This window comes from Candidatus Kryptoniota bacterium, assembly GCA_036567965.1.
Lineage (GTDB): Bacteria > Bacteroidota > Ignavibacteria > Kryptoniales > JAKASW01 > JAKASW01.
On sequence record DATCTN010000027.1, the window covers coordinates 65,174 to 78,511 of the forward strand.

Sequence of the window (13,338 nt, forward strand, 5' to 3'; positions counted from 1 at the left end):
TGCGGTTAGACAAACTCAATATTACAAAGAATGCATTATGGATTGGAAGAAGGATGAAGAAACTTAACACCAGACAGAGCAGTAAGTTATTCGCGGAAGCAAAAAAATATCTTCCTGGCGGTGTAAACTCACCGGTGAGAGCTTTCAAATCCGTGAAGCGCGATCCGGTTTTCATCAGTAAGGCACGTGGACAATATTTGTTCGATGTTGACGGGAATAAATACATAGACTATGTCGGCTCGTGGGGACCCATGATTCTCGGGCACGCGCACCCCGACGTAGTCTCCGCTATCAGGAAGGCTGCGGCGGACGGCACGAGTTTCGGCGCGCCGACGAAGCTTGAGGTCGAGATGGCAAAGCTTGTCCGCAGGATGATGCCTTCGGTGGAAGTAGTAAGGATGGTCAACAGCGGGACAGAGGCGACCATGAGCGCTGTGAGGCTTGCACGCGCATTCACAAACCGCGAGAAGATCGTGAAGTTTGCCGGATGTTATCACGGCCACTTTGACAGCTTCCTCATAAAAGCCGGCTCGGGTGCGACCACTTTCGGAACGCCCGATTCACCCGGCGTTCCGAGAGAGCTTGCTGCCATGACGCTCGTCGCCGAATTCAACGATATCGAGTCTGTCGAGAGAGTTTTTGGAAACAACAAAGATCAAATTGCCGCCGTTATAGTTGAGCCGGTCGTCGGGAATATGGGTGTAGTCGTTCCGAGAGAAAATTTTCTAAATAGACTCCAGGAAATCGCGCATCAAAGCGGAGCCTTGCTGATCTTCGACGAGGTGATGACCGGATTCAGGCTTGCACCGGGTGGAGCCCAACAAGTCTTCGGCATAAAACCCGACTTGACCACATTCGGAAAAATAATAGGCGCGGGACTCCCCGTCGGCGCTTACGGCGGGAGGGAGGACATCATGAGAATGATCTCGCCGGACGGACCTGTTTACCAGGCGGGAACATTGTCGGGAAATCCCCTCGCGATGGCTGCGGGCATCGCGCAGCTGAAGATCCTCGAGAGACAAAAGGGTCTCTATAAGCGGCTCGAGAGATCTGGAAAGCTCCTGGAAGATGGCGTGCGTGAAAATTTGAAAAAGCTTGGCTTGAACTACCGCTTCAATCGATTCGCCTCAATGTTTACGTTGTTCTTCACGAGTGAAGAGGTAAAGGATTTCCGTTCGGCACTGACAAGCGACACGGAAAAATACGCCGTATATTTCGGGGAGATGCTTAATAGAGGAATTTACCTGCCGCCGTCACAATTCGAGGCCGCGTTCATCTCGACGGCACATACCGAATCTGACATTAAGAGGACAGTGAGCGCGAACTTCGAGTCGCTGAAAAGCCTACGATGAGATTTCGCAGCTGGGGGTAGCTGAACTGAATGATCCTCGTTGAGGGGACCATAAAAGTCATTTTGCCGCGGGAGGAATCTGATTCTGCGCGGGCCCGGTTGTAACAGTCGGCTTTTTTCTTCCCCTGTACATGATTCCGAATGGTACCACCACAATGTAACCGATGAAAAGAAGTATCGGAACCAGGTTCAGAGGAATGAATCCGTAGACCGTATTATTCGTGGCAAGGATGACGTAGCTTGCGATTATCAGGAGAGCACCACCGATGATTATCTTGTAGTTGATAGGTTTCAGAGGCATCTCACCCGACACCTTCGACTTTTTCTGCTTTTCTACGCGTCTCGTTTTGATTGCTCTTGCCATTTCTGTTTTTCCTTTTCATTAATATACAGTCCAACCGGGATTTATTTCAACAGAGAATCTCACGGGCTTTGTCAGCAATCGAGATCTCGGGTCATCGGGATATTTGGGAGTGTCTGAGCTTAACTTCTAATGCAATCTTGGGCTGCGAAGCGGTGGCATTACTTCAGAATTAGTCTACTAGTAACGAAAATAATCCCGACTTGATAAAATCATTATTCCACTTATCAGGACCTAGATGATTACTTCAAATATTTTCTGGAATAATTGAATCCATTCTGAATTAGCTGGACAGCGTCCGGGAATTTCTCTGGATTGAAAGTCTGAGCAAGCTTCCATAGTTTGTGTCGGTCAGCGGACTGCTATTTGCCCTCATCGAATGGAATTGCGAAGGGCCATGAATTAGGTTTCTCTTGAAACCAGAGTGAGGCGGGCCGTTAAGTTCCTGAAACTGATTCAGCTGGACGGAGCGCCGGTCAAACTTAGGTATGCAAATATGCCCAGACATCTTTCTCTCCAGATAATCCTGTCGCTCACGGTAATTGTCGTCGTCGTCGAGGGTGTCTCCGGTTACATAAGTCTGAAGAACCAGGAAAGGCAGATCCTCCAGGCTATGATAAACGGGGCGGATCAGCTGTCGCGTGGGATAACGAGTGCGACATGGCACGCGATGCTTGCTGATGACAGGAGCTCGTCGTACCAGGTCATGCAGACAATCGCCTCAAATCCGGGGATCATCAGGATACGTATCTTCAACCGGGAAGGCCGGGTCATGTTCTCGACCAAACCCGAAGATTCGAAGCAGGTTGATAAAGGTGCTGAGGCATGCGCCATGTGTCATTCGTCGACCGAGCCGCTCGTAAACATCGATGCTTCCTCAAGGGCTCGAGTCATGCCCTCAACCGGGAACGGGAGGCAGCTCGCACTGGTAACCCCCATTTATAACGAGCCTGCGTGCAGCAACGCCGTTTGTCACGCTCATCCGGCCTCAACTAGTGTGCTCGGTGTCCTCGACGTCGCCTTCGACCTGAAACCGCTCGACAGCGAGATGGATGCGGCACGGGCGGGAGTACTTGTCGTAGCGGCCATCCAGATTCTCTTCATTGGATTATTTATCGTGTTCTTCACGAAACGTTTTCTCGATAGGCCGATTCACAAACTGATCGCAGGAACGCATGCCGTAAGCGAGATGCAGCTCGATCAGAAGATAGAGATCAATTCAAGTGTGGAGCTGGGTGAACTTGCGCGCTCGTTCAATCTGATGAGCTCTCGGCTGGGCAAGGCGATGGGCGACCTTAACGATGCCGCCGAGATTCTGGAGAAGAAAGTGGACGAACGTACCCGCCAGCTCGAGATCGCCCACAAGAAACTTCTCCAGAGCGATCGGCTGGCGTCTCTCGGCCAGCTGTCCGCGACTGTCGCTCACGAAATTAACAATCCGATTTCCGGTGTGCTCAATCTTGCGATGCTGCTCGAGAGGATACTTAAGGATGACGGCGTACCGAAGGAACGCATCGACGAGTTCAGGAAATATCTGGGGGAGATTGTAAGAGAAACGGCGAGGGTGGGGCGCATAGTAACCGATCTCCTGGCGTTCTCTCGAAGATCGAAACCGCAAAGCGCAAATGTTGATCTGAACGGCGTCATTAGAAACACAATGCGACTTCTCAGTCACCGCCTCGAGATGGGGAACATCAAGCTGACACTTTGTCTTGCGGATAACCTTCCGAAAATTGAATGCGACGTTTCCCAAATGCAGCAGGTAATAATCAATCTGATAATGAACGCCGCGGAAGCCTGCGCCGCTACAGGCGTCGGCGAAGTAAACGTGGCGACGAGGGAGGAAGCAGACTCGGTAGTGCTAGAGGTTTCCGACAACGGTGAAGGAATACCGAAGGAAATACTTCCGAAAATCTACGATCCATTCTTTACCACGAAAGGCGAGGGAAAAGGCGTCGGGTTGGGACTATCGGTGGTATACGGTATCGTCGATGCTCACAACGGAGACATCGAGGTGAAAAGCGATGTCGGAAAGGGGGCCGTCTTCAAGGTCACATTGCCTGTACGTCGAGCTGCTGTGGAGAGCGGAAATAGTTCTGATGCAAACGGCGGCAATGGGACCTCCGCTTAGCTATCCATGGGTTCGATCTATTGTGTGCCGGTAGGGAATGTGAATAAAGATATGATCACAATGGCAGAGCGATACCTGAACGGCATGTTCGGAATGCACGTAGAGTCTTGCAGCCCAATGCCTGATCCTTTATTTGCTCTCGACGAAAAGAGGAAGCAATATAGCTCGACTCTGATACTCCGTAAACTCGCCGAACGCCGCGATGACCGTGCCGTTAGGTACCTTGGCCTGACCGAACTGGATCTTTACATACCCATGCTTACTTTTGTGTATGGTCAGGCGCAGCTTTCCTTACCGACCGATCCTGTGTTCGCCCACGGGAGAGTCGCCGTCGTATCGCTTGCTAGACTCGCGCCGGAATTTTATGAGCTACCACCGGATAGAGATCTGACGGCGAGAAGGGCAAGGAAGGAAATTGCGCACGAGATCGGACACACGCTCGGTCTGGTACACTGTGGAAATCGGTCCTGCCTCATGTCGCTTGCCACTGAAATACTCGAGCTTGATATGAAATCTCAGGATTTTTGCCGGGACTGCTGGAACAAGTTGCAGGAAAATTTGACGTTACTTGGAGCGGAAACAAATCACCGTGAGAATTTGGAGTCTTGATATGAAAACGCAATGGGAAATACTGGTTGTGGATGACGAAGAAGTAATGAGAGAGTCTCTGGTCGCATGGCTCCGCGAAGACGGTTACGGTGTCGACTCCGCAGCGTCAGGTAAGGCAGCTATCGATAAGTCTAATGAAAAAGATTATGCCATCTATTTCGTAGATCTCAAAATGCCGGGCGGTATCGATGGTATCGAGACCATGATGGAGATCAGGAAGATGCATCCCGACGCTTCGATCATAATCATAACGGCGTATGCCACGGTAGATACTGCAATACTCGCCATGAAAGAAGGTGCCCAGGAATATATTGTCAAGCCGTGTAACCCCAAAGAGATTTCCATCCTGGTCGAACGGATAATAAAAGTCAAGAATCTTCAGCGAGAGAATTTGATTCTCCGCAAAAGACTCACGGGTCAATACAGTTTCCACGACATAATAAGTAAAAATTCAAGGATGAGAGAAATTTTCCAGCTCGTTCAGGAAATCGCGAGTCTGAGAAGTACCGTCTTAATCCAGGGAGAAAGCGGAACGGGGAAGGAGCTCGTTGCGCGTGCGATCCATTATTCCGGTGAGCGGGCCTCGAAGCCATTCGTTGGCGTTTCATGTGCAGCACTCGCCGAGACGCTTCTTGAATCGGAGCTGTTCGGGCACGAGAGGGGTTCGTTTACAGGCGCATTGTCACAGAAGAAAGGAAAATTCGAGCTCGCTGACGGCGGCACAATTTTCCTCGACGAGATTGGAGACGTCTCGCCGAAACTGCAGCTCGATCTCCTTCGCGTGCTCCAGGAAAAGTGCTTTTATCGCGTCGGAGGGACTGAAGAACTCAACGTGGACGTAAGAGTGATCGCTGCGACAAATCTTGACCTCGATGAGGCGGTCAGGTCGGGGAATTTCCGCGACGATCTGTACTATCGTCTCAATGTCATCAACATTCAAATCCCGCCTCTCAGATCCAGACGTGAAGACATACCCCTCCTCGCCCGGAGTTTCGCGGAGAGGATATCGCACGAACTAGGGAAGGAAATCGATGACATCTCTGAATCCGGTCTGAAAGTTCTAATGGATTACAACTGGCCCGGAAATGTCAGGGAACTTGAGAACTCGATCGAGCGCGCGATCGTCACCAGCAGGAACCGGCTTTTGACCGAAGAAGATTTCGAGTTCATGAAGGAAAACGGATCAAGAAATCATTCGTGGATGGCGCCGGATAATATCTCTCTCGAAGAAATGGAGAAACAGGTTATCGAGGCGACGATCAGGCGAACCGGAGGCAACATAAAAGAGGCGGCATCCATTCTCTGCATCGATAGATCAACTCTCTACGAAAAGATCAAGAGATATGCGATAGAGAGGTAGTTCCGCCCGCCGATCTGGTCTACGGTTCGAGAAACATTTCCCCGAGCACCGAGTCCCAGTTTATGCCGGGGTATTCGCGAGGCAGATCGTTCATAAGTTCACCTCCGTCTGCAAGGCTTGATCCCACCTTCTCATTTGCGAAAGCCGCCTCGAGTCTCTCGATTTCTCTTAAGATCCAGGGCCTGATCTCACATCCCTTGAGAAGATGACGAAGATCGGCGATGCCGTCGGGCTTCACTTTAAGGTAGTAGCTATCTTCGTCCCCGCCCGTCGCCACGACTTTTCCATCCACCGGTGAAAGGATTCGTATCCTTGCCCCGGCTTTCTCTAAATGCCAGCCCGTTCCGTTCACTTCCAGCTCGGTGCCTATTTCGGGAAGCTCTACACTGTCGGGATTACCGAGAATCTTCTTTCCAAAGTCGTCGAGACCGACAGATAGCATACCGTCAGATTCACATTTCACCCACGCATGCCCCCGGTGATACATCCTGTCTTGAGGCATATTCAACCCGAATATTTTGGACTCGCCCGGACCGACCCCGGTTATCGACGCGTGACTGACAGCTCTTTCAGCGGCGAGCGACGGATGCAGATCGCAAACGCGACAGTCGAAACCGTTTGGGCATTTCCTGTTTGTTATTTCTCCCGTCAACACGTGCCTGCAGATCCTGGCGCGATCTGAAAGGTCATTGAATTCGTCGTGCCACTTCAGCTCGTCGACCTGTCTGGCGGTCATTTTGCGCGATGCGCATATGCTTGCCGTGGCGAGAGCGGTGAGAATTACTATTACCACCGAAAAGAATATTGAAAGGAAAATTATGTTGCCTGCGTCCCACGTAAATCCGTAAACCCACGGAAACATTTTACCCTCGATGTGATTTGTTATTAGGAAATGACATCTTCTATCTTGCGTTCACTCCGTAAACACCTTTGCTTTTGACCTGTATCTCTGACTTCTGTTTTTTGAATTTTGAGATCTCATCAGTTCAGTTTCGTCTCCTCCGGAAATAATCTCAGGTACCTGAATGAAAATGAATAGACGAGGACACCGTACGCAACAACGAATAGAAATGTGGCCACTTCCTGCCAGCTGGGGGAATAAAGCATGAACTTGTCGAAAGGAAGTGTCGGGACTGCTAGAGTCTGTATCGTCATGACAAACCTGTTCACCAGAATTCCGCAGCAGACGAGAATCGATCCGAATACGAGCCACCTTACATCAAGTCGCTTGTTGCCGGTGAGGAAGAGAATCGACGGAACGAAACCGAATGCGATTATCTCCGTGAACAATATCCAGATGCTGAACGGCTTCCGTTCAAAGAAACCGATCGCGGACAATCCGAGCGCGGGCGCGGTGCCGTTTATCCAGAAAAGGGTGTCCATAGATTTCAGGAGAACATAGAAAAGAAGTATTCCTCCTGATATCCTGGCGAGCAGGCGGAACACTTCCTCTGTGACAAGCCGTTTCCCGCTGAGCTTTGACACGATCCATGTTGTCAGGAGAATGAAGCTTGGTCCGGCTGCTGCCGCTGAAATGATAAACAGAAAAAACGTCGTGGGCCAGATCGCAATGCTCTCTCTGAACGCAAAGGGGCGACCTTGCAAAACGCCGTACAGTCCACCGAGCGAACCCTGGTGGAAGAAAGATAGAAATGTACCGACGCCTGCAAACACAGGCATGACCTTATGAAGCTCGAATTCAAAAACCAGGAACGAAGGGATCTCTTTCAGTTTCCTGTTCTTGAAAACGAGAGGCGCATATTCGATCACGAGCACCGTAAGATAGCAGGTTATGCAGAATGTCACTTCGGTAAGCATCGAATGGACATTTGGATGCCAGAACGTGAACCATGCTCGCAGAGGTTGGCCGACATCGACACCGAGAATGAGCACGGCGCCGCTATAGCAGATGAGTCCAAGGACCACCGCGCTGTTTATGACCGCCCTCAGCTGATGTTTCCTCAGGATGTACAAAAGAAAACCGGTGAAGAACGCGCCGGCGCCGAGAGCGATTACCGAAAGATCGAGAAAGATCCAGAGACCGAACGCAAATCGATTGTCCATGTTCGTTTGGTTGAGTCCCTTCGCGAGGCATAAGTATATTGCGTACATCCCGAGGGCAAGCAGCATTGTCCATGGGATTATCCAGTAAACAAATTTCCGGAAGGGAGCGCGATCGAGACCGCGAGCGACAAGTGAGCTATCCATTTTCGCTGTCCTTCCTCACAAGTCCGCTTTTGCCGAACTTTCGAACCCATTCTCTCTCTGAGTGAAAATAAACCTTTGGGCCGGTTCCCAGGTTTTCCAGAAGCCTGAAACTATTCCGATCCTGTGATATCTTCGCCGCCTCAGAACTTTCGTCCAGGAGATCGCCGAACGTTATTGCGCCCACCGGACATGCTTCGACACAAGCCGGCACATAGTCCCGCGGATCTATTTCCGATTTTCCCTCAACTGCCGCCTTCTCCCGCGCTGCTTGCAAACGATGGAAACAGAAGTTGCATTTCTCCACGACGCCTCTCATTCGCGGGGAAACATCTGGATTCAACGTCTTCACCGTTTCTCCAGGCCATGTCGGATCCCACCAGTTGAAAAACCGCGCATGATATGGACATGCCGTCATGCAGTAACGGCAGCCCAGGCATCTCACCGGAATCTGTCCGACGATCCCTGTCGCCTCGTCGACCTCAACCGCTTTCTGCGGGCAGACCGACACGCATGGTGTGTGGTGTTCGCATTGCTGGCACGATATCGGGAAGAAAACGGATTGTGTGTCAGGATATGGCAAACCGTTGTTCGCCCTGTAAACCCTGATCGGAGTTATGCCGGTACGCTCGTTCGAGCTGATGGGACCAGGTGCGACGTTGTTCTCCACTGAGCACGCGACCATGCACGCACCGCAGCCAGTGCACAGGTCCACGTCGATGACCATCCCGTATCGGGATTTTCTATTTGTGAAGACTTTACCTCGTGCTTTTTGATTTTCATATGTTACGACGGGGTTATTTCCGCTCTTGTCGTTTTCCATGTCGAATCACTTTCTATTTTGCAGATGTCAAGGATTCCTTGTTCCGGTTGTCCTTCGATGCGCGTGAAGCTGCCCGGGCCAGGTCCCACCGCGGCCTGAATTATCCCTGGCATGATGGATTCGTCGAACAAAACTATTACATCGATCTTTCCGGTTTGAGTCGTGATTGTAGCATTCCCGCCTTCGGCCAAGCTTTTCTCTATGCCGGTCCGAGGGTTTACCGAGGCGACTCTGTTAATCATTCTCAGGTCCGATTCTTTGAATATCTTACTCATGAGAGGATGAGATTGACCGAATGAACCGGCTCCTTTCGAGCCGCAAGGCAGGAGTATTAATGATCGGTCAGACTTAGTGTCATTCATCTCATCGACGAGCCTCTTCAACTCTGCCTCCGGATCCTTCATGGTACTGCCCGGATTGCCCTGGTGCAGCTGAGAGTATTTAGGCTGCTCTTCATTTATCCAACAGCCCCCATTTGCTAGAACACTCATGAACTTTTCAGAAGAAGCAAAAGCGCCGAGCTCGATGTTCTTACCTGAGGAGGCGTCGAACACGTTGCCGGCTTTCAGCTTAAAAATATTATCGGCGCGTTCTTTCAGCAGTACAGCCATCGAGCTATTTACCATCAGTTCGTCCGTTATTGGAATGGTGACTCCGGCTATACGCTTCAAGAATTCGAGAGGGTGAATCGCCTTTTCAGGCGGCGTCAAGATCGGGATAGACAAGCTGTACGATGAATAAGGAAATCCTGCCGGAGTCGGCGAATCGGAATGCGTTTCCATGTTTGCCGGCGATGGAATTAGGTAATCCGCGTGAATCGCTGCTCCGGCAAGATGGGGGGAAAGACTGACCACGACCGGTCCGGTCGTCTGGAGTTTCTGTCGGATCAGTGGCCAGGGTATAGCGTACCCCGACTCGGAGCCGTCCATAACTAGAATCTTTATAGAATGATCTGGAATCTTGGAGAGTAAAGTCTCCGCTGCCAGTTCCTTTTTCCACATGGCGGGGACGGGAACATTATTTCTTGGGATGATCGGTTTATTGTCTCCGACAGAGCCGAGGAGCAAATTCAAACTCATGAAAACCAATTCCTCTGCTTCTCCAAACGGTCCTCCTCCAGGATCGCCGCTGAAAAGGACGAGAGACGGCTTGTTCTTCGCAAGTTCTCTCGCGACTTCAATAATCTTCCCGCCGGAGACACCCGTCGCGCCGGCAACCTCATCAGGTGTATATCGATCAATCGTGTCTACAAATGGCGACCCCGATGTGGTGCGACGATCTCGACTCACACTTCCCAGTGGTTTAAAGTCGCAAAGTTTCTCTTCCTTCATTATGTGCATCAAACCGATCGCGAAGATGGCTTCCATCCCGGGCTTGACTGCTACCCATTCGTCTGCGAGCTCAGCACTCCGTGACCTGGTCGACTCGACCTGTATCACTCTCAACGGATTCTTACTTCCCGCCGCATGTCTTCGAGTTAATTCTGAAGATTGTCCGGCCGTCCCCCAGCCATCGAGCACCGGCGTGCGGAAGCTGATGATCGTTCTCACGTTTCTCGTATCAATTCCGTACTCGTGACGACCGTGGCCAAGGATGCTATCGACAACACGCACAGGAACACCTTCATGCTGGTCGGGGACGACATACACACCGTTCGAGAATTTCGAAAGAAAATTCCTGTAGGCGTATGAAATTGTCCTTTGCGGCCGCATGTCGAGAATTGCGATCGAACCGCCGGTTCTCCTGGAACTAAGAATCGCATTTGAGATCTCTGAAACAGATTCGTCGATAGTCAACGGAGCCGTTCTTGCTTCACCGTTCTCCATGATTCGTCTGAACGGCTGACGGAGTCTCGACGGGTGGAACGGAAGGAGGTGGCCTCCGAGCCCTATCGGGCACAGCGAGCCGCGGCTTAGAGGGTGCCGCGGAATCCCGGACAGACTGACAGGTTGATCTTCGACGCAGCGCGCGCGCAATCCACACGCTGCGGGACATAGTGTGCATGTGGTAAACCTGAAGTTTATTCTTCCGTTAGGCGGTGTGGGAGTCCATGACCAGTTCTGGGTCCACTTCGCGGAATCGTCAAGCACTTTCCAGGGAATCGGAGTGAACATCAATCCGACTGCCGAACCGCCGATAAGCTTCAGCCAATCTCTTCGCGTAAATCCATTGCTCATCTGTGTCTCCTACTTATGGCAGTCGATGCAGCTGTCTTTGACGCCGCGCGCTTTATGACAGTTCGAACAGTCGTCCATCCTCATTCCGTGTGAAGGAGTATATGGTGCGTTAAGAAAATTCTGCCCGAAGACATCCAGGCTGTAGCCGCTGAGCCGGCTGAATCGCGCCGGTCTCAATTCATTCGTGCTCGAATGACCGAAGTGACAGGTCTGACATTTTATACCCGCCAGCTTTGTATGTGTCGCGTGGGAGAAATGCACGTTTTCGGGCTGGCGCGAATAAATCACCCAAGGGATCGCGCGACCTTTCCAGATGTATATATCGTCCAGCTTTCGGTCCTCGGGCGACACGCCCTGAGGGTGAGAATGACACTTCAGGCATTTATCCGTCGCAGGTATGCCGGCGAATCTTCCGTCAGCGTCGTAGGCATGACAATCCTCGCATTTCAGTGCTACGTTATCGCCCGTGTGGACTCGATGGCTGAACTGAAGCGGTTGTTTAACTTCCCTGTAAATCAAATATGGGAAAGTTACCCAGCCGAAGGACAAGGCGCAGGCGACACCGACCATGAAAAGAATTTTGCCGCGGCTTCCGGACTCCGGGTTTAATCCGCCTTTCCCGGGAGAAGAAACCAAAGGGATGTTCTTCGACATTATCTATTTTCCCATTTAATGTTCGGTGAAAAAAATTCGCTATAAAGAAGGAGAGCTTGCGCTTCGTCCAGATGTTTCATCGTGTCCCCGCCGAAGACTCCGCCGTCTGTCATCAACGAACTGTTGTTGTCGCTTCCCAGACTGCTTCTCTTTCTGGCGAATTCTGCAATGCGCAGGGAATCAGCACGCATCCACTCACGCGCTAATTTCCCGTGTATAAGGCCGGCCCTGGTGGGAGATTCTTCCTGTCCTTTGTCCCGGGCGAGCTCGGTTCCTTCGAACAGCCATCCGAAGGTGTAAGGATCGGTCACCACGCGCGACGGTTCAGCACGAAGATATGAATTCGTGGTGACGATATTCATCCTGTTGGGAAATACCATCGGGAAGTCGATTCCATTCGAAGTAACAACCGCACCGGGATAATGGTCGCCCGGCTCAGTCGTGAAGGACAGCCGCTCTATGCTCCCTAATACTTTCGCGAGGAAGGCGTCTACACCGACGTGACAAGTTCCCTCTTCGTTTATGTCGGCCCACATATGGTTCGGTGAGTAGTAATGCCAACCTGTGGTCTGGATGCCGTCCACCAGCCACACGCTGTTTTCTGCATCGTCCGGGTCGAGCGATGGAAGCGCGGCGTCGTGCGATAGAATACGATTCGGATTGGAAATTGTCAGGAAAAGCTCGCAATAGTTGTGGCTTGACGTGCCGCATCGGGAAACGGCCGGATCCGAATATGGAACGAACTTCACGACGGACGCAGCCGAGCAGTATTGAGCGAGCGATTCCTGGAGAAATGGGCAGCGTGATCCAGGCGGCTTTTCTTCCTGATGTTGTTTAGAAGCCGGGCATGTGATGAACGCGGGCGAGGAACATCTTTCGTTCCCCGGATCGGTTTGGCCGCGCACAATCATCTTCCTGTATTCGGATGCGCAGCAGAACTTCACCTGAGCTTCCCTCAGGAATGGACACCTCATGCCGCCTCCTCGGGGAACTCATGTGGTCTCTTCTTCTTCATGACGTTCTTCAATCTGCCGGATGCTTCTCGTGTGCCGCCTTACCTCTAGCGGTATTGACTTCGCTGTCATCAATTACCGTAATCATCTCGTCGGCTTTGAACTTTCTCCCTCCGTCCGCCATTGTGACTCCGAGTCCGTCTGCGGAGAAGGCGTGGTCATCCGATTCGGCAGTTGCCTTGCTGCTTGCCCGCTGTCGTAATTCCCTGATCGCCGCATATCCGATTATTAACACGCACGCCAGTGTAATCAACCCGAGGACAAGATTGGTTACGTTTAACCAGAACACTTGATCGTAGCTGGACACGTTGAACCTCCTTTGATTTGAAAGACTCTGCCGGTGAAGCATTGCTGCGAGAATCTTCCGGGCTTGACTCGCTTGTTTTGCCTGCGTTATTTCACGCCGGCCTGATATTCTAGCTCAATTGATGTGCCGTAAGGTGTGGCATCTGATAAATTCACGCGCAAGTCTCGATGGATAGGGAGAATAAAAGATTCATGCCTCACCGTCTTTTGTCTGGATGAATGGTGTTCATGTGGGATAATCGGACGGGCGAGTTGGAAAACGCCACACAATGAGGTCGACGGATCCGGCAAGGATACCGCAAAGGTAGGCCATCGCGTCTTCATTGATTCGAAATTCAGGTGATAATA

The 13,338-nt window shown here is 51.4% G+C and carries 12 protein-coding genes; 4 read left to right on the forward strand and 8 right to left on the reverse strand.

What is annotated here, in order from left to right:
* Positions 1–53 precede the first annotated feature (53 nt).
* Positions 54–1,352 (forward strand): glutamate-1-semialdehyde 2,1-aminomutase, encoded by a 1,299-nt coding sequence (gene hemL / locus VIS48_12670; protein HEY9167002.1) that lies wholly within the window; start codon positions 54–56, stop codon positions 1,350–1,352.
* A gap of 57 nt (positions 1,353–1,409) precedes the next feature.
* On the opposite strand, the gene VIS48_12675 is transcribed toward hemL, so the two are convergent.
* Positions 1,410–1,715 carry a hypothetical protein gene (locus VIS48_12675; GenBank protein ID HEY9167003.1) on the reverse strand — a complete coding sequence of 102 codons (306 nt, stop codon included), beginning with the start codon at positions 1,713–1,715 and terminating at the stop codon, positions 1,410–1,412.
* Between the two features lie 421 nt (positions 1,716–2,136).
* Here VIS48_12675 and VIS48_12680 point away from each other — a divergent pair, with 421 nt between their 5' ends.
* From VIS48_12680 to VIS48_12690, 3 genes are read left to right on the forward strand one after another with little or no spacing between them, the layout of a single operon-like run.
* A complete protein-coding gene (locus VIS48_12680) occupies positions 2,137–3,843 on the forward strand; it encodes an ATP-binding protein (protein HEY9167004.1) in 1,707 nt (568 codons plus the stop codon).
* Between the two features lie 6 nt (positions 3,844–3,849).
* Entirely contained in the window at positions 3,850–4,452 is a 603-nt protein-coding gene (locus VIS48_12685) for an archaemetzincin family Zn-dependent metalloprotease (protein HEY9167005.1), read from the forward strand.
* Between the two features lies 1 nt (position 4,453).
* Positions 4,454–5,812 carry a sigma-54 dependent transcriptional regulator gene (locus VIS48_12690; protein HEY9167006.1) on the forward strand — a complete coding sequence of 453 codons (1,359 nt, stop codon included), beginning with the start codon at positions 4,454–4,456 and terminating at the stop codon, positions 5,810–5,812.
* A 19-nt stretch (positions 5,813–5,831) separates the two neighbouring features.
* Here VIS48_12690 and VIS48_12695 read toward each other — a convergent pair whose 3' ends face one another.
* The 7 genes from VIS48_12695 to VIS48_12725 all read right to left on the reverse strand — a co-directional run bounded on the left by VIS48_12695 (position 5,832) and on the right by VIS48_12725 (position 12,991).
* Positions 5,832–6,674 (reverse strand): glycine cleavage system protein H, encoded by an 843-nt coding sequence (locus VIS48_12695; GenBank protein ID HEY9167007.1) that lies wholly within the window; start codon positions 6,672–6,674, stop codon positions 5,832–5,834.
* A gap of 119 nt (positions 6,675–6,793) precedes the next feature.
* Complete coding sequence (gene nrfD, locus VIS48_12700; GenBank protein HEY9167008.1) at positions 6,794–8,020, reverse strand: NrfD/PsrC family molybdoenzyme membrane anchor subunit; 1,227 nt, start codon at positions 8,018–8,020, stop codon at positions 6,794–6,796.
* Positions 8,013–8,744 carry a 4Fe-4S dicluster domain-containing protein gene (locus tag VIS48_12705; protein HEY9167009.1) on the reverse strand — a complete coding sequence of 244 codons (732 nt, stop codon included), beginning with the start codon at positions 8,742–8,744 and terminating at the stop codon, positions 8,013–8,015. Before VIS48_12705 ends, nrfD begins: the two co-directional genes overlap by 8 nt.
* A gap of 59 nt (positions 8,745–8,803) precedes the next feature.
* Positions 8,804–11,017 (reverse strand): hypothetical protein, encoded by a 2,214-nt coding sequence (locus VIS48_12710; protein ID HEY9167010.1) that lies wholly within the window; start codon positions 11,015–11,017, stop codon positions 8,804–8,806.
* A gap of 9 nt (positions 11,018–11,026) precedes the next feature.
* On the reverse strand, positions 11,027–11,671 hold the full coding sequence (qrcA, locus tag VIS48_12715) for a menaquinone reductase multiheme cytochrome c subunit QrcA (GenBank protein HEY9167011.1): 645 nt from the start codon (positions 11,669–11,671) through the stop codon (positions 11,027–11,029).
* Entirely contained in the window at positions 11,671–12,645 is a 975-nt protein-coding gene (locus VIS48_12720; GenBank protein HEY9167012.1) for a hypothetical protein, read from the reverse strand. Before VIS48_12720 ends, qrcA begins: the two co-directional genes overlap by 1 nt.
* A 49-nt stretch (positions 12,646–12,694) precedes the next feature.
* Positions 12,695–12,991: a hypothetical protein gene (locus VIS48_12725; GenBank protein ID HEY9167013.1), complete on the reverse strand. Its 297-nt coding sequence runs from the start codon at positions 12,989–12,991 to the stop codon at positions 12,695–12,697.
* Between the last annotated feature and the right edge of the window lie 347 nt (positions 12,992–13,338).